General features: G+C 72.4%; 22 protein-coding genes. 8 read left to right on the forward strand and 14 right to left on the reverse strand.

Going from position 1 to position 21,509, the window contains the following annotated elements; all coding sequences use genetic code 11:
- Positions 1 to 50 precede the first annotated feature (50 nt).
- The 5 genes from ACTWO6_RS27450 to ACTWO6_RS27470 all read right to left on the reverse strand — a co-directional run bounded on the left by ACTWO6_RS27450 (position 51) and on the right by ACTWO6_RS27470 (position 5,194).
- A complete protein-coding gene (locus ACTWO6_RS27450; RefSeq protein WP_446216637.1) occupies positions 51 to 1,100 on the reverse strand; it encodes a hypothetical protein in 1,050 nt (349 codons plus the stop codon).
- Complete coding sequence (locus tag ACTWO6_RS27455) at positions 1,097 to 1,591, reverse strand: SigE family RNA polymerase sigma factor (protein WP_446216638.1); 495 nt, start codon at positions 1,589 to 1,591, stop codon at positions 1,097 to 1,099. Before ACTWO6_RS27455 ends, ACTWO6_RS27450 begins: the two co-directional genes overlap by 4 nt.
- A 40-nt stretch (positions 1,592 to 1,631) precedes the next feature.
- Positions 1,632 to 3,422: a 3-hydroxyacyl-CoA dehydrogenase family protein gene (locus ACTWO6_RS27460; RefSeq protein ID WP_446216639.1), complete on the reverse strand. Its 1,791-nt coding sequence runs from the start codon at positions 3,420 to 3,422 to the stop codon at positions 1,632 to 1,634.
- Positions 3,423 to 3,545: 123 nt separating this feature from the next.
- Positions 3,546 to 4,610: an alpha/beta fold hydrolase gene (locus ACTWO6_RS27465; RefSeq protein ID WP_446216640.1), complete on the reverse strand. Its 1,065-nt coding sequence runs from the start codon at positions 4,608 to 4,610 to the stop codon at positions 3,546 to 3,548.
- Between the two features lie 113 nt (positions 4,611 to 4,723).
- Positions 4,724 to 5,194: an FHA domain-containing protein gene (locus ACTWO6_RS27470; RefSeq protein ID WP_446216641.1), complete on the reverse strand. Its 471-nt coding sequence runs from the start codon at positions 5,192 to 5,194 to the stop codon at positions 4,724 to 4,726.
- Positions 5,195 to 5,435: 241 nt separating this feature from the next.
- Here ACTWO6_RS27470 and ACTWO6_RS27475 point away from each other — a divergent pair, with 241 nt between their 5' ends.
- Complete coding sequence (locus tag ACTWO6_RS27475) at positions 5,436 to 6,938, forward strand: aldehyde dehydrogenase family protein (protein WP_446216642.1); 1,503 nt, start codon at positions 5,436 to 5,438, stop codon at positions 6,936 to 6,938.
- A gap of 39 nt (positions 6,939 to 6,977) precedes the next feature.
- Here ACTWO6_RS27475 and nucS read toward each other — a convergent pair whose 3' ends face one another.
- A complete protein-coding gene (gene nucS, locus ACTWO6_RS27480; protein ID WP_446216643.1) occupies positions 6,978 to 7,637 on the reverse strand; it encodes an endonuclease NucS in 660 nt (219 codons plus the stop codon).
- A 71-nt stretch (positions 7,638 to 7,708) separates the two neighbouring features.
- On the opposite strand from nucS, the gene ACTWO6_RS27485 reads away from it, so the two are divergent.
- Positions 7,709 to 8,326: a DUF4126 domain-containing protein gene (locus ACTWO6_RS27485; RefSeq protein WP_446216644.1), complete on the forward strand. Its 618-nt coding sequence runs from the start codon at positions 7,709 to 7,711 to the stop codon at positions 8,324 to 8,326.
- Between the two features lie 124 nt (positions 8,327 to 8,450).
- Here the strand turns inward: ACTWO6_RS27485 and ACTWO6_RS27490 are convergent, their stop codons facing one another.
- A complete protein-coding gene (locus ACTWO6_RS27490; RefSeq protein ID WP_446216645.1) occupies positions 8,451 to 9,035 on the reverse strand; it encodes a hypothetical protein in 585 nt (194 codons plus the stop codon).
- A gap of 574 nt (positions 9,036 to 9,609) precedes the next feature.
- Here ACTWO6_RS27490 and ACTWO6_RS27495 point away from each other — a divergent pair.
- Positions 9,610 to 9,906: a DUF1540 domain-containing protein gene (locus ACTWO6_RS27495; protein WP_130339496.1), complete on the forward strand. Its 297-nt coding sequence runs from the start codon at positions 9,610 to 9,612 to the stop codon at positions 9,904 to 9,906.
- A 48-nt stretch (positions 9,907 to 9,954) separates the two neighbouring features.
- Here the strand turns inward: ACTWO6_RS27495 and ACTWO6_RS27500 are convergent, their stop codons facing one another.
- Positions 9,955 to 11,961, reverse strand: coding sequence for a protein meaA (locus tag ACTWO6_RS27500; protein WP_446216646.1), 2,007 nt, complete (start codon positions 11,959 to 11,961; stop codon positions 9,955 to 9,957).
- 151 nt (positions 11,962 to 12,112) lie between these two features.
- Here ACTWO6_RS27500 and ACTWO6_RS27505 point away from each other — a divergent pair, with 151 nt between their 5' ends.
- Genes ACTWO6_RS27505 through ACTWO6_RS27515 form a run of 3 tightly spaced genes read left to right on the forward strand, consistent with a single transcriptional unit; the run spans position 12,113 to position 14,650 of the window.
- On the forward strand, positions 12,113 to 12,961 hold the full coding sequence (locus ACTWO6_RS27505) for an ABC transporter ATP-binding protein (protein WP_446216647.1): 849 nt from the start codon (positions 12,113 to 12,115) through the stop codon (positions 12,959 to 12,961).
- Complete coding sequence (locus tag ACTWO6_RS27510; protein WP_446216648.1) at positions 12,958 to 13,803, forward strand: ABC transporter permease; 846 nt, start codon at positions 12,958 to 12,960, stop codon at positions 13,801 to 13,803. The genes ACTWO6_RS27505 and ACTWO6_RS27510 overlap by 4 nt, the downstream gene beginning before the upstream one ends.
- A gap of 37 nt (positions 13,804 to 13,840) precedes the next feature.
- Positions 13,841 to 14,650 (forward strand): alpha/beta hydrolase, encoded by an 810-nt coding sequence (locus tag ACTWO6_RS27515; protein WP_446216649.1) that lies wholly within the window; start codon positions 13,841 to 13,843, stop codon positions 14,648 to 14,650.
- Between the two features lie 43 nt (positions 14,651 to 14,693).
- On the opposite strand, the gene ACTWO6_RS27520 is transcribed toward ACTWO6_RS27515, so the two are convergent.
- Positions 14,694 to 15,542, reverse strand: a complete 849-nt coding sequence (locus ACTWO6_RS27520) for a 3-hydroxyacyl-CoA dehydrogenase family protein (RefSeq protein WP_446216650.1) — start codon at positions 15,540 to 15,542, stop codon at positions 14,694 to 14,696.
- A 79-nt stretch (positions 15,543 to 15,621) separates the two neighbouring features.
- Entirely contained in the window at positions 15,622 to 17,061 is a 1,440-nt protein-coding gene (gene murA, locus ACTWO6_RS27525) for a UDP-N-acetylglucosamine 1-carboxyvinyltransferase (RefSeq protein WP_446216651.1), read from the reverse strand.
- Here murA and ACTWO6_RS27530 point away from each other — a divergent pair.
- Together ACTWO6_RS27530 and ACTWO6_RS27535 are read left to right on the forward strand one after the other, a co-directional pair.
- The gene (locus tag ACTWO6_RS27530) at positions 17,060 to 17,632 is read left to right on the forward strand and encodes a cob(I)yrinic acid a,c-diamide adenosyltransferase (protein ID WP_446216652.1); all 573 of its coding nucleotides are present in this window, start codon (positions 17,060 to 17,062) and stop codon (positions 17,630 to 17,632) included. The genes murA and ACTWO6_RS27530 overlap by 2 nt on opposite strands.
- Positions 17,608 to 18,039 carry a VOC family protein gene (locus ACTWO6_RS27535; protein WP_446216653.1) on the forward strand — a complete coding sequence of 144 codons (432 nt, stop codon included), beginning with the start codon at positions 17,608 to 17,610 and terminating at the stop codon, positions 18,037 to 18,039. Before ACTWO6_RS27530 ends, ACTWO6_RS27535 begins: the two co-directional genes overlap by 25 nt.
- Positions 18,040 to 18,151: 112 nt before the next feature.
- On the opposite strand, the gene ACTWO6_RS27540 is transcribed toward ACTWO6_RS27535, so the two are convergent.
- The 4 genes from ACTWO6_RS27540 to ACTWO6_RS27555 all read right to left on the reverse strand — a co-directional run bounded on the left by ACTWO6_RS27540 (position 18,152) and on the right by ACTWO6_RS27555 (position 21,381).
- On the reverse strand, positions 18,152 to 18,748 hold the full coding sequence (locus tag ACTWO6_RS27540) for a hypothetical protein (RefSeq protein ID WP_446216654.1): 597 nt from the start codon (positions 18,746 to 18,748) through the stop codon (positions 18,152 to 18,154).
- Between the two features lie 593 nt (positions 18,749 to 19,341).
- Complete coding sequence (locus ACTWO6_RS27545; protein ID WP_446216655.1) at positions 19,342 to 19,797, reverse strand: DUF2550 domain-containing protein; 456 nt, start codon at positions 19,795 to 19,797, stop codon at positions 19,342 to 19,344.
- 12 nt (positions 19,798 to 19,809) lie between these two features.
- A complete protein-coding gene (locus ACTWO6_RS27550) occupies positions 19,810 to 20,088 on the reverse strand; it encodes a F0F1 ATP synthase subunit epsilon (protein WP_130339517.1) in 279 nt (92 codons plus the stop codon).
- A gap of 150 nt (positions 20,089 to 20,238) precedes the next feature.
- On the reverse strand, positions 20,239 to 21,381 hold the full coding sequence (locus ACTWO6_RS27555) for an LCP family protein (RefSeq protein WP_446216656.1): 1,143 nt from the start codon (positions 21,379 to 21,381) through the stop codon (positions 20,239 to 20,241).
- Between the last annotated feature and the right edge of the window lie 128 nt (positions 21,382 to 21,509).

The raw sequence follows: 21,509 nt of genomic DNA on the forward strand, positions 1-21,509 counted from the left end.
CCGGCGGCGGGACCGGCCCGGGACGGGCGGCCCCGCCGGGGCGCCCCCGGTCAGTCCCAGGTCTCCGGTCGGGTCAGGTCCTTCGCGACCCGGGCGCCCGCCAGCACCGTCGCCGCGTCCGTCTCCGTGAAGCCCTTCCCCGGCCAGCCGAAGTCGGCGATCAGGTGCGCCTTCGGGATGCCGAGCAGCTCCAGTTTGCCGCCGTCCGGGTAGAGGTAGGCGGGCCGGCCATCGACCGTCCGGTTGCCGTCGGTCCGGCTGCCCGCGATCGCCACCGCATACTGCAGGCGCAGAAACATGGTCGCCGACCGCCCGCGGTACAGGGTCAGCTCCACGTTGATCGCCCCGGGGAACGCGGAGACGTCGACGGAGCAGCCACCGACCGTCGTGTCGATGGGCAGGGCGTCGAGGCGCAGCGGTGCGGCGCAGCGCCGGGACTCGTCCCAGCGCAGGGCGGCCACCGCCCGGGCCAGCTCGGCCCGGTCCCCGCCGAGCATGGCCGCCCGCGCGTACACGCCGGGGGCGGGCTGCCAGGACATGATCAGGCCACCGGCGGTGCCCCCCGCCTGCCGGACCGCACCGTCGAACGGGTGTCGGGTCGGCACCGCGTCGACCGGGAACCCCTCGATCCCGAGACCCTCGAGCGCCTCGACGGTGCGGGCCACGTCGACCGTGACCGGCCGCCCCCCACCGACCTCGACCCGGACGGTCTCCACCCCGAAGCCTCTGACTCCCCAGCCGAGGTAGCGGGCTTTCGCGGGGTCGACGCCCAGGTGCAGCACGGTCGGGTCGGCGCCCACCAGGTCGGGCCGCTGGGCCGCCCCGGCCACCCCGTCGGCCCAGGGCGGCACAGGCGCGGCGACGGTCGGGCTCGCCGCCGTCCAGGGCAGCCGGCCGGGCAGCCCGGTCAGCGGCGGGCCGGTCACCCCGGCGAAGCCGAGCACCCCGATCAGGGCGAGGGCGCCGCCCGCGGCGGTCCGGCGGCGGAGCTGCCGGCGGCGGCCCCGGGTCCGGGATCCGTCCAGCAGCCGGTCGATGTCGATGTCTCCCTCGGCGCGCTCGCGCAGCACCCGGGCGATCCGCTGGTCGAGGTCGGTCACGGCCGGCTCCCGTTGGTCGTCGGGACGCCGCAGCGCTCCCGGAGATGGGCGAGCGCCCGCATCGCGTGGGTACGGACGGTGACCGGGGAGCAGTCGAGGATCTGGGCGATCGTGGTGTCGTCCAGGTCCTCGTAGTAGCGCAGCACCAGCACGGCCCGCTGCCGGTCGGGCAGGGCCCGGATCAGCCGCCACATCTCGTCCCGGTCCGCCGCCTCCCCGCCGAGGTCGCCATGTCCGGCGCGCTCGGCGAAGGTGTCCACGGTCAGCTCGCGGCTGGACCGCCGCCGCCACCAGGAGTTGTTGGCGTTGACCAGCATCCGCCGGACGTAGACGTCGGGCCGGTCGGCCCGGGCGATCTTCCGCCAGTGCACGTACGCGCGGGCGAGCACGTCCTGGGTCAGGTCCTCGGCCCGGTGCTCGTCGCCGGTCAGCAGCCGGGCCAGGCGGATCAGGGCCGGGCCGCGGCTGCCGACGTACTCCTCGAAGGTCACACCCTCCAGACGCCGTCACCGGCGCCCGGCGTTGACCCGGTCAGCGACGGGTGTGGTCGCGAAACCCGCGACCGCTCTTGCGGCCCAGGTAGCCGGCGGTGACCAGGTGCTCCAGCAACGGCGCGGGGGCGAAGCCCGGCTCGCGCAGCTCCAGGTAGAGCTCCCGCTGGATGGCCAGCGACACGTCCAGCCCGACCACGTCCAGCAGCTCGAACGGGCCCATCGGGTAGCCGCAGCCGAGCTTCATCGCGTAATCGATGTCGTCGGCGGTGGAGTAGCTGGCCTCCAGCATCTTCACCGCGTCGTTCAGGTACGGGAAGAGCAGCGCGTTGACGATGAAGCCGGACCGGTCGCCGCAGACCACGCCGGTCTTGCCGAGCGCGGCGCAGACCGCGCGGGCGGTGGCGGTGGTCTCCGGCGAGGTGCGGATCGTCTGCACCACCTCGACCAACGGCATGACCGGGGCCGGGTTGAAGAAGTGCAGCCCGACCACGTCCGCCGGCCGCTGGGTGGCCATCGCGACGTCGATCACCGGCAGCGACGAGGTGGTGGTGGCGAGCACGACGCCCGGCTTGCAGATCTCGTCGAGGCTGGCGAAGAGGGCCTTCTTGACGCTCAGCTCCTCGACCACGGCCTCGACCACCAGGTCGACGTCGGCGAGGTGCTCCAGCGTCGCGGACCAGTTGATCCGGCCGAGCGCCGCCTCCCGGTCGTCCTCGCTGAGCTTGCCGCGGACCACGCCCTTGTTGAGCGAGGTCTTGACCGCGTCGAAGACCTTGGCGGACTTCTCCGCGCCGCGGGTCACCGAGACGACCTCGTACCCGGCCTTCGCGAAGACCTCGATGATGCCGGTGGCCATCGTCCCGGAGCCGACCACGCCGACCTTCGCGATGGCGCGGGCGCCGTCGGCGAGTGCGGCCTGCGACGCCACGGGCGTCTGGTCGTCCGGTACGACCACCGGGGAACCCGGCCGCTCGTAGGTGTAGAAGCCCCGGCCGGACTTCCGGCCGAGCAGCCCCGCGGTGACCATCTGCTTGATCAGCGGCACCGGCGCGTGCCGGCGGTCCCGGCCGCCGCGCCGGTACATGGTGTCCAGGATCTCGTACGCGGTGTCCAGGCCGATCAGGTCCATCAGGGCGAGCGGGCCCATCGGCAGGCCGCAGCCGAGCTTCATCGCGGCGTCAATGTCCTCGCGGGTGGCGTACCGCCCCTCGAACATGCTCACCGCGTGGTTCAGGTAGCCGAAGAGCAGCGCGTTGGCGATGAAGCCGGCCCGGTCGCTGATGGTCACGTCGACCTTGCCGAGCCGCTCGCAGAGCGCCTCCACGTCGGCCACCACGTCGGCGGAGGTGACCACGGTGCGGACCACCTCGACCAGCTTCATCACCGGCGCCGGGTTGAAGAAGTGGATGCCGATGACCTGGTTGGGGCGGGTGGTGGCGACCGAGATCTCGGTGACGCTGAGCGAGGAGGTGTTGGTGGCCAGGATCGCCTCGGGCTTGCAGACCCGGTCCAGCTCGGCGAAGATCCGCTGCTTCAGGTCGAGGTGCTCGGGGACGGCCTCGATCACCAGGTCCACCGAGTGCAGCGCGTCCAGCCCGACCTGGAAGTGCACCCGGGACATCAGGGCGTCCCGGTCCGCCGCGGCGAGCTTGCCCTTGGCGACCGCCCGGTCGGTGGAGCCGGTGAGGGTCGCCCGGCCACGGTCGAGGGCGGCGTCGGAGATCTCCACCGCCACCACGTCGATGCCGTTGCGGGCGAAGACCTCGACGATGCCGGCACCCATGGTGCCCAGACCCACCACACCCACCCTGGTGAACTCGCGCGCCACGACCGGCCTCCCCTGGTTGACTCCGCCGTTGCCGACATGAACGGCCGCTAAGGTTATGCGCCGGAGTCTGCCACGTGACGCTGCGTTGTCGAGACGCCGTGGGATATTTCACGCAGGAAGGCCTCAGGCCGTCGCGGGCACCCCCGTGAGCGCCAGCAGCTCCGCCACGAACTCGGCCGGCCGTTCCAGGTGCGGGCTGTGCCCGCAGCCGGGGAGCACCACCTCCCGGTACGTCCCGCCCGCCGCCGCGTACCGCTCCAGCACCGCCCGGGTCTGCCCGATCATCGGCTGCGGCGGGCAGTCCGCCGCCCCCGGCCAGCCGGGCACCGCCCCGAGCGACCCCAGGTACGCCAGGTCGAACAGGGAGGTGTCCGAGACGATCACGTCGACGTCGCCGCGCACCCAGGTGACCGGGGGCCCGGCCGGCACGGCGACCAGCTCGTCGGCGAGCCGGAAGTGGGCCGGCGCGAGGGCGTTGAGCACGCCGCGGTCCCCCGGCGCGGTGCCCGGCCAGTGCGGCGAGGCGACCGCCGTGCCCGGGTAGTTGTCGTCCCCGGTGACGGTGGAGAGGGCGCTCTCCAGCAGCAGCTCCTCGTCCTCGCCGAACGACGCCGGATCGGCGACGTAGGTGGCCCGCAGCACGGTACGGGGGCTGGTCGGGGCCTCCTCGCCGCGGTCCTTCGCGGCGAGCCGGGCGACGAAGTCGGCGTTCGCCGTGCCGGCCCCGGTGCCGGCGGAGTCGGGCGTGGTGAGCGTGCCGTGGACGTCCCGGGTGCCGCCGAAGCCGTACGGGGAGACCGGCGCCTCCAGCAGCAGGGCGGCCACCCGGTCGGGATGGTCGACCAGCAGCCGCATCGCCACGCCCCCGCCGAGCGAGTGCCCGACGACCACCGGTCGGGCGCCGGGGGCGAAGAGGCCCGGCACGTCGAGCAGGGCGGCCACGTCGTCGGCGAAGTCGCCCAGCCCGCGCGTCGCGTCCACCGGCGCGGTCTGCGTGTCGCCGTACCCGCGCAGGTCGGGCGCGACCACCCGGAGGGTTGCCGGCAGCCGCCGGATCAGCGGCTCCCAGAAGGCCGCGGAGGAGACGTTGCCGTGGACGAGCAGCACCGGCACGCCGTCCGGCGGGCCCGCCACCCGGACCGCCTGGGTGATGCCGTTCGCCGACACGGTGTGCTGCGCGCTCTCCATAGGCGCATGCTGACACGTCGCGCCGCCCGGGTCCATGGGCCCGGCCCACACCTGGGACCACCGCCGGCTGTGTGACCCGCCCGGGTCGGGGGCCCGCGACGGGCCGCCGGTCGTCAGCGGTGGGCGTCGACCGGGGCCGCCGGCAGCGGCAGGACCGCGCCGCGCGGCTCCACCGGCGCCCGCGGCGCCGGGGGGACGGGCAGCGGCAGGGTCGGCCGGTGATCCCGGCGCGGCGCCGAGAAGCTCAGCCCCACCGGGTCGGTCCGGGCCACGCCGGGGTCGAAGTACCGCAGTTCGGTACGGCCCAGCCGGATCACGTCGCCGTCGGTCAGCTGCTCGACGCCGGCGATCCGGCGGTCGTTGAGCCAGGTCCCGTTGGTCGAGCCGAGGTCCACCAACGACACCCCGTCGTTGGTGAGCTGGACCGCGGCGTGCCGCCGGCTCAGGTGCGGATCGTCGAGCACGATCCCGGCGGTCGGCGCCCGACCGATCACCTGCGGGTCACGGCCGACCCGGAAGCTCAAGCCCCGCATCGTTCCGCCCGCCACCGTCAACAGCGGCATCAGTTCCGGATGATCCTCCATGGACCGTCGCCCTCCACCCCACCATCGCCCCCGCGGCGTCAGCGTGCCACCTCACCGTAATCGTCCCCACCACCGGGTGGGCACCTCCGCGACTCCGGCCGGTCAACTCCCGTTCGCCGGTTCGGCGAGCACGCCGCGTTCCACGGCAGCCGGCGGCCGGGCTGCGCGACCGTCCCGGGCAGGCGATTTCCGGGCGCGGAGAGGCCTACCGACGAGTAATCCTCGGGTCTAGACTTCCGCCATGACGGCTGTGCATGTCCCGGGGACCCCGGTCATCGAGGACGGTCGGCTGGTCTCGACCAGCCCGGCGACGGGTGCGGAGGCCGGGCGACTCCCGGTGGCGACCGCCGAGGACGTGGCCCGGGCGGTCGCCCGGGCCCGCGCCGCGGGCGAGTGGTGGGCCGGGCTCGGCTTCACCGGTCGCCGGGAGCGGCTGCTGCGCTGGCGGAGCGTGCTCGCCCGGCGGATCGAGGAGCTGGCCGACCTGATGCACACCGAGGGCGGCAAGCCGGTCGGTGACGCCGTCGTGGAGATCCTCACCGCGCTCGAGCACGTCGACTGGGCGGCCCGCAACGCGCGGCGGGTGCTCGGGCCCCGACGGGTCCGCTCCCGGCTGATCCTCGCCGAGTTCACCGGCCACCTCGAATACCAGCCGTACGGGGTGGTCGGCGTGATCGGCCCCTGGAACTACCCCGTCTTCACCCCGATCGGCTCCGCCGCGTACGCGCTCGCCGCCGGCAACGCGGTGGTCTTCAAGCCCAGCGAGTACACCCCGGCCGTCGGGCAGTGGCTGGTCGACCGGTTCGCCGAGGTGGTCCCCGAGCAGCCCGTCTTCACGGCGGTGCACGGCCTCGGCGACGTGGGCGCGGCGCTGTGCCGTTCGGGCGTGGCCAAGGTGGCCTTCACCGGCTCCACCGCCACCGCGAAGAAGGTGATGGCCGCCTGCGCCGACTCGCTCACCCCGGTGCTGCTGGAGGCCGGCGGCAAGGACGCGATGATCGTGGACTCCGACGCCGACCTGGACGCCGCCGCCGACGCGTGCGTGTGGGGCGCGCTCACCAACGCCGGCCAGACCTGCATCGGCATCGAACGCGTCTACGCCGTCGACCAGGTCTTCGACGCCTTCGTCGACAAGGTGGTCACCCGGGCCGGGCGGCTCACCGTCGGCCCCGACGGCGCCGACATCGGCCCGATCACCATGCCCTCGCAGCTCGACGTGATCCGCCGGCACATCGACGACGCCGTGAAGCGGGGCGGTCGCGCGGTGCTCGGCGGCCCCGACGCGGTCCAGCCGCCGTACGTCCACCCGACCGTGCTGGTGGACGTCCCCGAGGACTCGACCGCCGTCCGCGAGGAGACCTTCGGGCCGACGCTCACCGTCAACCGGGTCCGCGACGTCGACGAGGCCGTCGACCGGGCCAACGCCCTGTCGTACGGCCTGGGGGGTTCGGTCTTCGGCCGCAAGCGGGCGGTGGCCGTCGCGCGGCGGCTGCGCTCCGGGATGGCCTCGGTGAACTCGGCGCTCACCTTCGCCGGGATGTCCACGCTGCCGTTCGGCGGCGTCGGCGACTCCGGCTTCGGCCGGATCCACGGCGAGGACGGGTTGCGGGAGTTCGGCCGGGCCAAGGCCATCACCCGCCGGCGGGCCCGCTCGCTGCTGCCGTCGATGACCTTCGAGCGCACCCCGGCGGACGTCGCCCGCCTGGTCAAGGCCGCCAAGCTGATGTACGGCCGGAGCCGCTGACCGCCCCCGCGCCCGGGGGCGGCAGAGCCGTCGGGCGGCTCAGAACAGGGTCAGCTCGTCGGGCTCGATGCCCCGCAGCTTGTCGTAGTCGACCACGACGCAGCGGATGCCCCGGTCGGTGGCGAGCACCCGGGCCTGCGGCTTGATCTCCTGGGCGGCGAAGACGCCGGTGACCGGGGCGAGCAGCGGATCCCGGTTCATCAGTTCCAGGTAGCGGGTGAGCTGCTCCACGCCGTCGATCTCGCCGCGCCGCTTCACCTCGACCGCGACGGCGCCGGAGTTGGCGTCACGGCAGAGCAGGTCGACCGGCCCGATGGCGGTCATGTACTCCCGGCGGACCAGCGTGTAACCCTCGCCGAGGGTCGTCGGGTTGGCGGCCAGCAGCTCCTGCAGGTGCGCCTCGACGCCGTCCTTGCGCAGGCCCGGGTCGACGCCCAGTTCGTACGAGGTGTCCTGGAAGATCTCCTCCAGGGTGATCCGCAGCTCTTCGCCGGCCTTGTTGACCACCCGCCAGACGCCGGGGGCCTCCTCCAGCCGACAGGGCGGGCTCATCCAGTTCAACGGCTTGTACGCCCGGTCGTCCGCGTGGATCGACACCGAGCCGTCCGCCTTCACCATGAGCAGCCGCGTGGCCGGCGGCAGGTGAGCCGAGAGCCGTCCGACGTAGTCCACCGAGCACTTCGCAATCACCAACCGCACCCGACGAGGGTAGCCGAGACCCCGGCCGTCGCCACCGAGCGGCACTGGCGTGCCGGTGCGATGCTGTGATCGTGCTCGAAGTCCTCACCGGTTCCGGCCTCGCCGCTTCGGCCGGCCTGAACGCCTACATCCCGCTACTCCTGATGGGTCTGCTGGCGCGCTACACCGATCTCATGGACCTGCCCACCGGCTGGCAGTGGCTGGGCAACGGCTGGGTCATCCTGATCCTCGCCGTACTGCTCGCCATCGAGGTGGTCGCCGACAAGGTGCCGGTGGTCGACCACGTCAACGACGTGGTGCAGACGGTGGTCCGGCCCACCGCCGGCGGCCTCGCCTTCGGCGCCGGCTCCACCTCCGAGACCGTCACCGTCAGCGACCCGGACACCTTCTTCTCCTCGCACCAGTGGGTGCCGGTCGTGGTCGGCGTGCTGATCGCGCTCGGCGTGCACCTGCTCAAGTCGGCCGCCCGACCGGTCATCAACGCGACCACCGCCGGCTTCGGCGCCCCGGTGGCCAGCACGGCCGAGGACGCCACGAGCGTGGTGATGTCGGTGGTGGCGATCCTGCTGCCGGTGCTGGTGCTGGTCTTCCTGGTCGGGCTGGTGGCGTTCCTCTTCTGGTTCCTGCGGCGGCGCAAGGAGCGCCGTCGCGAGCGCCAGGCTGCGCGGGCTGCGGGTTACCGGGTCTGAGTTCTTTGGTTGCTCTTGGGGACCGCCCGGGGCTCATGGCGTGGTTGCGGTGGGGGATATGCCGCTGGCCGGCACCCCTGTCTCGGGGTGCCGGCCAGCGGCTTGTTGCGTGTGTTCGGTTGGGTCAGCTGTTCCAGTGCTGGGCGACGATGTGGGCGGCCTGCTTCTCCCACTGGGCGTAGGCGTCCGGGTAGGCCGACACCTGCACCGTCTGCGCGGCCTCGGTCAGCGGCATGTCCTGCCACCCGTCGACCTGCTTCAGACCCTTCTCGAACGCCAGGGTCGCGTACTCCGGGTCGGTGATCTGCTCCGGCGTACCCCAACCACTCGACGGGCGCTGCTGGAACAGGCCCAGCGAATCGTGGTCGTTGCGGTCACCCAGGTGACCCAGGTTCTCCAGCTTCGACTCCTGCAGGCTGGTCGCGATCGAGATGACCGCGGCCCGCTCCGGCAGACCCGCCTTCTTCGTCGCGGCGATGATCGCCTTCGCGTTGCCGGTCTGCTCGTCGTTCAGGGTGATCTTCGACTGCGCGCCCTGCACACCGTGCGGGATCAGCTTGCCGCTGTCCGGCTTGTCGGCCTGCACGGCGACGGGCTTGCCGGTGACGGGGGTGGTGTCGGCGTGAGCGGCGATCGGACCGGTGAACACACCACCGGCGAAGGCCAGACCAGCAACACCCAGCACGCTCTTACGAATGATCGTGTTCATGGGAAAGCTCCTTGGGGGTTGGCGCACACCCGGTGGGGGCCGGGACGTGCGCAAGCACCGTCAGGCGCTGACAAGTACAAGGGGGAAAGTCTTCGCCCGGTCCGACCGCGGGGCGGGGGCCTTCGCGGCGCCGGGACCATGTGTAACGACCGCCGGCCCGCCATCATTCCGGGGCCTGACCATCGGCCCGGTCGAGCGGGCCAACTGCTTCGGTCGTACGCCAGATGTAACGACCCCCGCCTGGGCATCATTCCGGCGTGGGGATGCCGCCGGTCACACCCGGAAACGGACATCCGACCCAGACCGCCCGTCGCCTGGCGGCCGGGAACGGACACCCGGCACCAGATCCCCGATGTGGCGGTATCCGCGCCTGTCGGACACCGCCACATCGGGGACATGGAGTCGATCACGCCCAAACCAGCACGGAGCGGGCCCGAGCCGGCAGGGCACCAAACGACGGCGACCCCCGCACGACGGGGTGTGGCCCCCACGCGACCCACGACGAACCCGAAAGGCCCGAAGGCGAAACGGCCAAATGCCTAAAATAGGACCAGGAGCCTAAGGAGGGTCACCGATGACCGCAGCGATGGAGATGCCCCGGGTCCAGGAATGCGCCGTCGCTTCCTGCGCCTACAACCACACCAACGACTGCCACGCGTTCGCCATCACGATCGGCAGCAGCGACCACGCCCACTGCCACACCTTCGTGGAGTTGCCGGTGCGGGGCGGGATCGAGCAGCTCATCGCCCAGGTGGGTGCGTGCAGCCGGGCGGACTGCCGGCACAACTCCGAGCTGGAGTGCCACGCCCCGGCGATCACGGTCGGCCCGGACAACGACATGGCCGACTGCATGACCTACCAGAGCCGCTGACTCGAGCCGGCGCTGAGGAAAGGGATCGCACAGCGGGCCCCTTCCTCGTCACGAGAGGCCGTTGGCCTCGCGGATCACGGTGACCATGTCGTCGATGATGGGGCTGAGGGCGAAGTCCTTCGGGGTGAACACGCGGGCGACCCCGGCGGCCCGGAGCGTCTCGGCGTCGGAGGCGGGGATGATGCCACCGACCACCACCGGCAGGTCCCCCCGCCCGGCCGCGCGCAGCCCGTCCAGCACCGCCGGCACTGCGGCGAGGTGCGAGCCGGAGAGCACTGACAGGCCGACCAGGTCGACGTCCTCTTCGACCGCGGCGGCCACGATCTGCCCGGCGGTCAGCCGGATCCCCTGGTAGACCACCTCGAAGCCGGCGTCGCGGGCGCGTACCGCGATCTGCTCGGCGCCGTTGGAGTGCCCGTCGAGGCCGGGCTTGCCGACCAGCAGCCGCAGCCGGCCGCTGCCCAGCTCGCGGGCGGTGGCGGCGACCCGCTCGCGGACGGCCGCGATCCCCGCGTCGCCGCCGGCGCCGGCACCGCCGGCGAGGCCGGTCGGCGCCCGGTACTCGCCGAAGACCTGGCGCAGCGCGCCAGCCCACTCGCCGGTGGTCACCCCGGCCCGCACGCACTCCAGCGTCGCGGCCATCAGGTTCGTCGTGGTCGCGGCGTCCGCGCGGAGCCGGGCGAGCGCCGCGTCGACCGCCGCGTCGTCCCGGCCGGCCCGCCACTGTCGTACGGAGGTGACGGCGGCCGCCTCGACCGCGGGGTCGACCTGCTCGACGGCCGCGGCGCCGGCCGCGGTCAACGGGGACCGCTCGGTCTCGGTGAACCGGTTGACGCCGACCACCACGTCGGCGCCGGACTCCATCCGCCGGCGCCGGTCGGCGAGCGAGGCGACCAGGGCGCTCTTGAGGTAGCCGGTCTCCACGGCGGCCACCACGCCGCCCATCTCCAGCACCTTCTCCAGCTCGACCCGGGCTCCGGTGACGATCCCGTCGACCAGCGCGGTCATCACGTGCGAGCCCTCGAACAGGTCGGGGTACTCGAGCAGGTCCGACTCGTACGCGAGGACCTGCTGCATCCGCAGCGACCACTGCTGGTCCCAGGGGCGGGGCAGGCCGAGCGCCTCGTTCCAGGCGGGGAGCTGCACCGCGCGGGCCCGGGCGTCGCGGGAGAAGGTCACGCCGAGCATCTCCAGCACGATGCGCTGGATGTTGTTCTCCGGCTGGGCCTCGGTCAGGCCGAGGGAGTTGACCTGGACGCCGTACCGGAAGCGGCGCTGCTTCGGGTCGGTGACGCCGTACCGGTCGCGGGTGATCTCGTCCCAGAGCGCGCCGAAGGCGCGCATCTTGGCGATCTCCTCGACGAAGCGCACCCCGGCGTTGACGAAGAAGGAGATCCGCTGGACCACGTCGCCCATCCGCTCGGCGGGCACCTGGCCGGAGTCGCGGACCGCGTCGAGCACTGCGACCGCGGTGGCGAGCGCGAAGCCGACCTCCTGCACCGGCGTCGCGCCGGCCTCCTGCAGGTGGTACGAGCAGATGTTGACCGGGTTCCACTTCGGCATCTCGCGCAGCGTGTGCGCGATGACGTCGGCGGTGAGCCGCAGCGACGCCGCCGGCGGGAAGATGTACGTCCCGCGGGACAGGTACTCCTTGATGATGTCGTTCTGGGTGGTGCCGGCGCAGCGGGCCAGCTCGGCGCCCTGCTCGGCGGCGACGGTGCCGTAGAGGCCGAGCAGCCACATCGCCGGCGCGTTGATGGTCATCGAGGTGTTCATCCCGGCGAGCGGGATGCCGTCGAAGAGCGCCCGCATGTCGCCGAGGTGCGCGACCGGCACGCCGACCCGGCCGACCTCACCCGCGGCCAGCTCGTGGTCCGGGTCGTACCCGGTCTGGGTGGGCAGATCGAAGGCGACCGACAGGCCGGTCTGCCCCTTCGCCAGGTTGCGCCGGAACAGCGCGTTGGTCGCTGCGGCGGAGGAGTGCCCGGCGTACGTGCGCATCACCCAGGGGCGGTCGCGCTCCGGCAGCCGGCCCGGGAGAGCCTTCTCGTCCATGGCCGGAGTCTAAGTTACCGTTCAGTAAAACGGGCTGTGGAAAACCACACAGGTCCATGTCGCGGACGTCCGGGGGCAGAGCACCCGAGATGGTCCGGACCACCACACCCCGGGCTCCCCGCGCTGGCGGCCGGGTCGCACACTTGACGGCATGGATGACGAGCTCGCGATCTCCGTACGGGGACTGCGCAAGGCGTACGGCGACAACGTCGCGGTGGCGGGGGTGGACCTCGACGTCCACCGCGGTGAGGTGTTCGCCCTGCTCGGCCCGAACGGCGCGGGCAAGACCACCACGGTGGAGATCCTGGAGGGCTACCGGCAGCGCGACGCCGGCGAGGTCTCCGTCCTGGGCAGCGACCCGGCCCACCCGGACCCGCACTGGCGCTCGCGGGTCGGCATCGTGCTCCAGGGCACCGGCGAGTTCGACGAGCTGACCGTCGCCGAGGTGATCCGGCACTTCTCCGGCTTCTACCCGGAGGCCGACGACCCGGACAAGGTGATCGAGCGGGTCGGGCTCGGCGGCAAGGCGAAGGCGCGGACCCACACCCTCTCCGGCGGCCAGAAGCGCCGCCTCGACGTGGCGCTGGGCATCATCGGCCGCCCGGAGCTGCTCTTCCTCGACGAGCCGACCACAGGCTTCGACCCGGAGGCCCGGCGGGAGTTCTGGGAGCTGATCCGGGACCTGGCCGCCGCGGGCACCACCATCGTGCTGACCACGCACTACCTGGACGAGGCCGAGGCGCTCGCGGACCGGGTCGGCGTGATCGCCGCCGGGCGGCTGGTCGAGGTGGCCCCGCCGAACCGGCTGGGCAACCGGCAGGAGTCCCTGGCCACGGTCTCCTGGCGTACCTCGGACGGGACGCCGGAGAGCACGGAGAGCGCGACGCCGACGGCCCTGGTGGCGGAGCTGGCCGCGCGCTACGGCGGCGAGGTCCCGGGCCTGACGGTGACCCGGCCGACCCTGGAAGACGTCTACCTGAAGATGATCGGACACTCATGACGACCACCACGAAGCCGGCGGCCCCGGTCGCCGCCGCCCCGGCCCGGCGGCTCGGACCGGGCGCCCTCGCGCTGCGGCAGGGGCGGCTGGAGATCACCCAGTTCCTGCGTAGCCGGGAGTCCGTCGTCTTCACGATGGGCTTCCCGATCATCATGATCCTGATCTTCGCGTCGATCTTCAGCGGCGAGATCGGTGGTGGGGTCAAGTTCACCCAGTACTTCATCACCGGCATGATCGCGACCGGTCTGATGACTGTGAGCTTCCAGAACCTCGGCATCTGGATCCCGATCGAACGGGACCGGGGCGTGCTCAAGCGCTACCGGGGTACGCCGATGCCGAAGTGGGTCTGGTTCGCCGGCAAGGTGATCATGGTGGTGGCGATCGGCGTCGCCGAGACCGCCCTGCTGCTGGTCGTCGCGGTGCTGCTGTTCGCCCTGAAGCTGCCCGACACCGTCGGCAAGTGGCTGACCTTCGGCTGGGTCGCCGCGCTCGGCGTCACCGCCTGCACCCTCTGCGGCATCGCCATCTCCTCGCTGGCCCGGACCGCGCGCAGCGGCTCCGCCGTGGTCACCCCGGTGGCGCTGGTCCTCCAGTTCATCTCCGGCGTCTTCTTCGTCTTCACCGAACTGCCGAGCTGGATGCAGCAGGTCGCCGCGCTCTTCCCGCTCAAGTGGATGTGCCAGGGGCTGCGGTCCGTCTTCCTGCCGGAGAGCTTCGGCGCCCAGGAGCCGGGCGGCTCGTTCGAGCTGGGCCGGGTCGCCCTGGTTCTCGGCCTCTGGTGCGTGATCGGCCTGGCGCTCTGCCTGACCACCTTCCGCTGGACCACCCGACGCGACGGCTGAGCCGCCCGGCGCGGCGGCGGGTGTCACACTCGCCTGCATGGCACACGCACTGACCCGGCGCCGCCTGCTGCTGGCCGGCGCCGGCACGGCCGCCGCGGCCGTGGTCGGCGGACTCACCGCCCGGGAACTGTCCCGCCCCCGCCCCGGGCCGGTGCCCACGCTCCCCGACGCCCCGACCGGCGACGAACGCCTCATCCGCATCCGGTCGGCCGCCCGCGGCCGCGAGGTGGACTTCTGGACGGCCGTCCCCGACGGGTACGGCGACGGCCGCGGCCTGCCCGTCTGCCTGGTGCTGCACGGCGCATCCGCCACGCCCCGGGGCTTCTCCCGCTTCGGGCTCGCCCGCTTCCTCACCGACGCGGTACGCCGGGGCGCGCCGCCCTTCGTGCTCGCCGGCGCCACCGGCGGCGGGCTCTCCTGGCGGCGCTCCGGCGACGACGACCCGCAGCGGATGGTGCGCGAGGAGGTGCCCACCTGGTGCGCCCGGCGCGGCTTCGACGTCGACCGGACGGCGGTCTGGGGCTGGTCGACGGGAGGCTTCGGCGCGCTGCTGCTCGCCGAGGCGTACCCGGGATGGCTCCGCGCGGTGGCCGCCTGCTCCCCCGCGGTCCGGCCGGGGGACGCGGTCTTCGCCGGTGCGGCGCGGCTGCGCGGCACCCCGGTCGGCCTCTGGTGCGGCCGGCAGGACAACTTCCTCCGCGACGTGCGTGCCCTGGCCGGGGTGCTGCCCGAGCCGCCGGTACGCGCGGCGTGGGCCGACGGCCGGCACAACTTCGCCTACTGGGGCACGGTGATCCCGGACGCCTTCGCCCTGCTCGGCGCGGCCCTCGACCCGCCCCGGCCGTGACCGCGGGCGACGGACGGTCCCGCCCGTCGCCCGCGCCGCCGGCTCAGTACGTGTAGAAACCCTTGCCGGTCTTCCGGCCCAGGTCACCGGCGGTGACCATGCGCTGGAGCAGCTCCGGCGGGAAGAACTTCTCGTCCGCGGTGTCGGTGTAGATGTTCTTCGAAGCGTGCAGCAGCACGTCGACGCCGGTCAGGTCGGTGGTGGCCAGCGGACCCATGGCGTGACCGAAGCCGAGTCGGCAGGCGGTGTCCAGGTCCTCCGCCGAGACCACGCCGGACTCGACCAGCTTGACCGCCTCGACGACCAGCGCGGAGATCAGCCGGGTGGTGACGAAGCCGGCGATGTCCCGGTTGACCACCACGACCGTCTTGCCGATCTCCTCGGCGAACGCCTTCACCGTCGCCAGGGTCTCGTCGCTGGTCTTGTAGCCGCGGACCAGCTCGCAGAGCTTCATCATCGGCACCGGGGAGAAGAAGTGGGTGCCGACGACCGACTCCGGCCGCTCGGTCACCGCCGCGATCTGGGTGACCGGGATGGCCGAGGTGTTGGTGGCCAGCACCGCGTCGGCCTTGCAGATCTTGTCCAGCGCGCGGAACACCTCGTGCTTGATCTCCAGCCGCTCGAAGACGGCCTCGACCACGATGTCCGCGTCGGCGACCGCCTCCAGGTCGGTGGTCGGGGTGATCCGGCCCAGCGCCGCCTCGACCTCGGACGCCTCGATCTTCCCCTTCTCGGCGAACTTCTCCAGCGACTTCCGGATGCCGTCGACGCCCCGCTTGGTGGCCGCGTCGTCCAGGTCCCGCAGCGTCACCTGCCAGCCCGCCTGCGCCGCCACCTGGGCGATGCCCGAGCCCATCAGCCCGGCACCGACGACCGCGAGTCGACCCGCCATCTGCTTCTCCCTCGCCTGATTGAGTACCTGCCAGCACCCTAGTCGGCGAGCCTGAACGACCGCTAAGCCCTCTCCGCGGTCAGATCTCCAGGGCTGGCTCGTCCGGGACCGTGCCGCGCTCGACCTCGATCCCGAGGGCCCGCAGGTCGGCGACGAAGTCCGGATAGCCGCGGTCCACGTGGTGCACGTGGGAGACCTCGGTGACCCCGTCGGCGCAGAGCCCGGCGATGATCAGCCCGGCGCCGGCCCGGATGTCGGTGGCGCGGACCGGGGCGCCGGAGAGCCGGCCCCGGCCGCGTACCACCGCGTGGTGACCGTCGGTCTTGATGTCCGCGCCGAGGCGCATCATCTCGTTGGCGAACATGAACCGGCCGTCGAAGATGTTCTCGGTGATCAGCGACGCCCCGTCGCTCACCGCCGCCAGCCCGATCGCCATCGGCAGCAGGTCGGTGGCGAAGCCCGGATAGGGCAGGGTCACCACGTCCACCGCCGTCGGGCGGTCGTCCATCCGTACCCGGAAGGCGTCGCCGCGGGTCTCCACCAGCCCGCCGGCCGAGACCAGCTTGTCCAGCGCGACCTCCAGGTACGCCGGGTCGATGCCGGTCACCGTGACGTCCCCCCGGGTCATCGCGGCGGCGAACGCCCAGGTCCCGGCCACGATCCTGTCCCCCACCGTGGCGTGCCGCACCGGGCGCAGCTCGGGCACGCCCTCGATGCGCAGGGTCGAGGTCCCCTCCCCCTCGATCCGCGCGCCCATCCGGATCAGCATCGAGCAGATGTCGACGATCTCCGGCTCCCGGGCGGCGTTGTCGATGACCGTGACGCCCCGGGCCAGCACCGCCGCCATCACCAGGTTCTCCGTGGCGCCGACGCTGGGGAAGTCCAGCACGATCTCCGCGCCGTGCAGACCGTCCGGGGCGGAGGCGATGACGAAGCCGTGCTCGCCGGAGATCTCCGCGCCCATCCGGGTCAGCCCGGAGATGTGCATGTCCAGGCCGCGGGAGCCGATCGCGTCGCCGCCGGGATGCGCCACCCGCACGTACCCCCGGCGGGCCAGCAGCGGACCGAGCACGCAGATCGACGCGCGCAGCCGCCGGACCAGGTCGTAGTCGGCCTCCGCGCCCGGCCGCTCCGGCACGTCGATGACGACCGACCGGGAGCGTTCCACCCCGCCGCGGGCCACCATCGGATCGACCGGGTCGTCGGTGCCGAACCGTACGCCGCAGCCGAGCCGGCGCAGCACCTCGCCCATGATGGCGATGTCGGTGATCCGGGGCACGTTGGTGATCACGCTCCGCCCGGGCGCGAGGAGCGCGGCCGCCATCAGCTTGAGCGCGGAGTTCTTCGCCCCGACGACGTGGACCGTGCCGGCCAGCCGCGCGTCGCCACGCACCCGGATGACGTCGACGTCGTTGACCGCGGGGTCGCCGGCGTCACCCGGGCCCACCCCGGCCGGCCAGCCGGACTGGTCCGGCCGCGCCGGGATCATCAGGTCCGGTATCCGTAGGCTGTGCGTCATGGCCGTCCACCTCACGCGCATCTACACCAAGGCCGGCGACGCCGGCATGACCAGGCTGAGCAACAACGAGCAGGTGCCGAAGACCGATCCACGGATCGCCGCGTACGCGGATGTCGACGAGTGCAACGCGGCGATCGGCGTCGCGCTCGCGTTGGGGCAGCTCGACGACGAGCTGCGGGCGGTGCTGGGGTCGATCCAGAACGACATGTTCGATGTCGGCGCGGACCTGGCCACCCCGGTCGAGCCGGACCCGAAGTACCCGCCGCTGCGGGTCACCGAGGAGTACGTGGAGCGCCTCGAGGGCTGGTGCGACGAGTACAACGCACGCCTGAGCAAGCTCGACTCCTTCATCCTCCCCGGCGGCACCGCTGGCGCGGCGCTGCTGCACGTGGCACGGACGATCGCCCGGCGCGCCGAGCGTGCGGCGTGGGCCCTGGTCGCGCACGACCCGGACCGGACCAGCCCCCTCCCGGCAAAGTATCTCAACCGGCTCTCCGATCTGCTCTTTATCCTGTCAAGAACGGCAAATCCGAACGGAGATGTGCTATGGGTGCCGGGCGGGAAGCGCTGACCGTCGGCGCCCTGCACCACGTCGAGGTCTGGGTGCCCGACCTCGACGCGGCCCGGTGCAGCTGGGGCTGGCTCCTCGACGAGCTGGGCTGGACGCCGTTCCAGGACTGGCCGGCCGGCCGGTCCTGGCGGCTCGGCCCGACCTACCTGGTGCTGGAGCAGTCCCCCGGGCTCTCCGGACGGGTGCACGACCGGCTCGCCCCCGGACTCAACCACCTGGCCTTCCACGCCGGCTCACCGGCCGCGGTGGACGCCCTGGTCGCCGCCGCCCCCGACCACGGCTGGGAGCTGCTCTTCCCCGACCGGCACCCGCACGCGGGCGGCCCGGGGACGTACGCCGCTTACCTGGCCGACGGGCAGGGGTACGAGGTGGAGCTGGTCGCCTCTGACCTCGGTGGTTGCGCTTGAGGGCTGGGGGCGTCCGTCCGCCGCTCTCGGTCCTTCCGTTCGTGGATATGCCGCTGGCCGGCACCCCGGGTCTTGGGGTGCCGGCCAGCGGCGTGATGCGTATTCGGTTGGGTCAGCTGTTCCAGTGCTGGGCGACCAGGTCGGCGGCCTGCTTCTCCCACTGGGCGTAGGCGTCCGGGTAGGCCGACACCTGCACCGTCTGCGCGGCCTCGGTCAGCGGCATGTCCCGCCACCCGTCGACCTGCTTCAGACCCTTCTCGAACGCCAGGGTCGCGTACTCCGGGTCGGTGATCTGCTCCGGCGTACCCCAACCACTCGACGGGCGCTGCTGGAACAGGCCCAGCGAATCGTGGTCGTTGCGGTCACCCAGGTGACCCAGGTTCTCCAGCTTCGACTCCTGCAGGCTGGTCGCGATCGAGATGACCGCGGCGCGCTCCGGCAGACCCGCCTTCTTCGTCGCGGCGATGATCGCCTTCGCGTTGCCGGTCTGCTCGTCGTTCAGGGTGATCTTCGACTGGGCGCCCTGCACACCGTGCGGGATCAGCTTCTTCTTGTCGACGCCCGGCTTGTCAGCCTGCACCGCGACCGCGACGGGCTTGCCAGCCACCGGGGTGGTGTCGGCGTGAGCGGCGATCGGACCGGCGAACACACCACCGGCAAACGCCAGACCAGCAACACCCAGCACGCTCTTACGAATGATCGAAGTCATGATGAAGCTCCTCGGGGGGTTGGCGTCAGCGCCGATGGGGGTCAGCGGCAGACGCAAGCACCGTCAGGCGCTCACAAGCACAAGGGGGAAAGTCTCTGCCCGATCCGACCGCGGGGCGGGGGCCTCTTCGCGGCGCCGGGACCATATGTAACGACCGGCAGGCCACCATCATTCCGGGGCCCGACCATCGGCCCGGTCGAGCGGGCCAGGTACTCAGTCGTACGCCAGATGTAACGACCCCCGGCCGGCCACGATTCCGCCGCCAGGATGCCGCCGGTCACACCCGGAAACGGACATCCGACCCAGACGGTTCGCCACCTGGCGGGCCGGACCGGACATCCGGCACCAGATCCCCGATATGGCGGTATCCGCGCCCGCCGGACACCGCCACACCGGGGACATCGAGTCGATCACGCGCGGGTGGGCAGCGCAGACGCGAGTGGGTGCGGACGGCTCAGCCGTACCGCGGAATCAGCTTGCGGGGGTGGGCCGGCAGGGCCGCGACCAGCCCCGGAGCGCGTAGGGCGCCCGGCCGGGCGGACCTGGCCGGGCCGGTCAGACCTCGCGAACGGGCCCGGAGGCCCCGGTCGGGGTCAGGCGGCGGGCCAGTCCTGGGAGGCCAGACGCGGCGAGACCGCCCCGGGTGGGGCGGCCTCGAGCCAGGAGAGGAAGCCGGTGACCGTGGACCGTGCCATGGCGATCTCCACCGGCGCGTGGTTGCTGGTACAGCGGAGGATCACCCAGTCGGCGGGCATGGAGAGGCGTTCCTGCCCCTCCGGTAGCCGGCGGCGCTCCACGGCCAGCCCTTTGCGGGAGAGCACCCGCTTGGGGCGTAGGGCGAAGCTGAACATCCGGAACCACCGCAGCTCGTCGTTGGCGAACCGGCCGAAGCCGGGCGACCAGCCCCGGCCGTCCAGGATCGTGGAGACCCGGACGCTGAGCCGGATGATGCCTCCGCTGCGGGTGACCAGCGCCCGCCGGATGAAGAGGATCAGAAGCGCGGCGAGCACGACCGCGACGCCGATTCCGATCCCTTCCACGATCTCCATCGGCGGGTCGGCTCAGCGTGCCGGGGAGGCGGGGGTGGCGCTCTCGGCGAGGACGGTGACGCCCTCACCGGTCACGGAGAGGAATCCGCCGGCGACGTCGTACGCGACCTGCTGGCCGCCGGCCTGCTTGATGCGGACCTGGCTGGGCTCCGCGAGCTGGCCGAGCAGCGGCGCGTGGCCCGGAAGCACACCCAGCTCACCCTCGGTCGTCCGGGCGACGACCATCTCGGCCTCACCGGACCAGACCTTCTCCTCGACGGCTACGAGCTCGACGTGAAGCTGCTGTGCCACGCTGTCTCCTTGCTGCGGCGGCGGATTGCCGAAAGTCTAGTCGCGCCCCCGACGGCCCCCCAACGCGGGTGGCGAGAGCTGCGCCACCGGTGGGCGCCCGGTGCCACGCGAGCGGGCCCCGGCGTGCGCCGGGGCCCGCTCGCGCTCACGCTAACTGTTCTTCTGCTTGAAGTCGGGGTGCTCCAGCATGAAGGCGTCCACCTGCTCGGTGCGGATGGCGGCGAAGAAGTCGTGCGCCGCCGGCAGCAGCCGCTCCCCCTTGTACGCCGAGCCGGTGCCGATAGGCCCCCCGGGCAGCTTGATGGTCTCGATCGAGCCCGACCGGATGTTCTTCAGGGCCAGCGCGAAGTCGACCACGCTGTTGCCCCGGCCGTTGAAGATCAATGACTGGCCGGCGGCCCGGATCACCCGGTCCAGCTTGACCGGATTGGTCACCACGTCGGCGCTGAACGCCTGGTTGACCATCGCCTTGACGAACTGCTGCTGGTGCCGCTGCCGGCCGTAGTCGGCGTCCGGCACCCCGTTCTTCGGGTAGCGCTGGCGCACGTAGTCCAGCGCCTGCCAGCCGTTGAGGTGCGCGTTGCCCTTCTTGTACTCGGCCTGCGGGCCGAGGTAGCCCCCGCCGCCCGGCTTGAGCTGGCGCATGGTGCCGTCCGGCTTGCGGTGCTCGGAGCGGACGTCCCGCTCGATGTTCATGTCGACGCCGCCCATCGCGTCGACGATCTTCTTGAAGCCGGTGAAGTTGATGATCGCGCCGGCGTCGAAGCGCTGAATCCCGGTGACCTGCTGGACGGTCTTCGCGAGCAGCTCGAAGCCGCGCGCGGCGTCCGGGTTCCGCCCCGGGACCCGACTGCCGTACGACATGGCCGCGTTCAGCTTGTCGGTGCCGCCGGGGTAGTTCGCCTGGGGGAACTTCGGAATCTCCACCCGCAGGTCCCGGGGCAGCGAGAAGAGGTAGCCGCGGTCCATCCCGGCCGGCACGTGCAGGATCATGATCGAGTCCGCCAGCGGCGGCGTCTCCGGGTTGCGGGGGTCGATACCGACCAGCAGGATGTTCAGTGGGCCCTTGATGTTGCTCTTGCGCTGCTGGGCGCCCGCCGCCTGGTCGCCGAAGAGGTCGCCCTTGCCGACCGCGCCCTCGTAACGGGACAGCAGCGCCTCGTAGCCGACCAGCACCCCGCCGCTGAGCAGCATGAGGACCACGCCGAAGACGGTGCAGACGCGGGCCCACCGGGGGACACCGCGCCAGAAGGACCGCTTACCGCCGTCCGTGCCGGCCTTACCCACGAGCATCTCCATTCGTCACGCCCATAACTGGAAGACGGGCGTGCGCGACCATTTCGTTGCAGAGATCCACGCCCGAAAGGTGAGCGTGGTGCCACGAACGGTACCCCGCGTTCCAGCGAACCGCTTGCCGCCGA

It is taken from the genome of Micromonospora sp. IBHARD004, assembly GCF_052814115.1.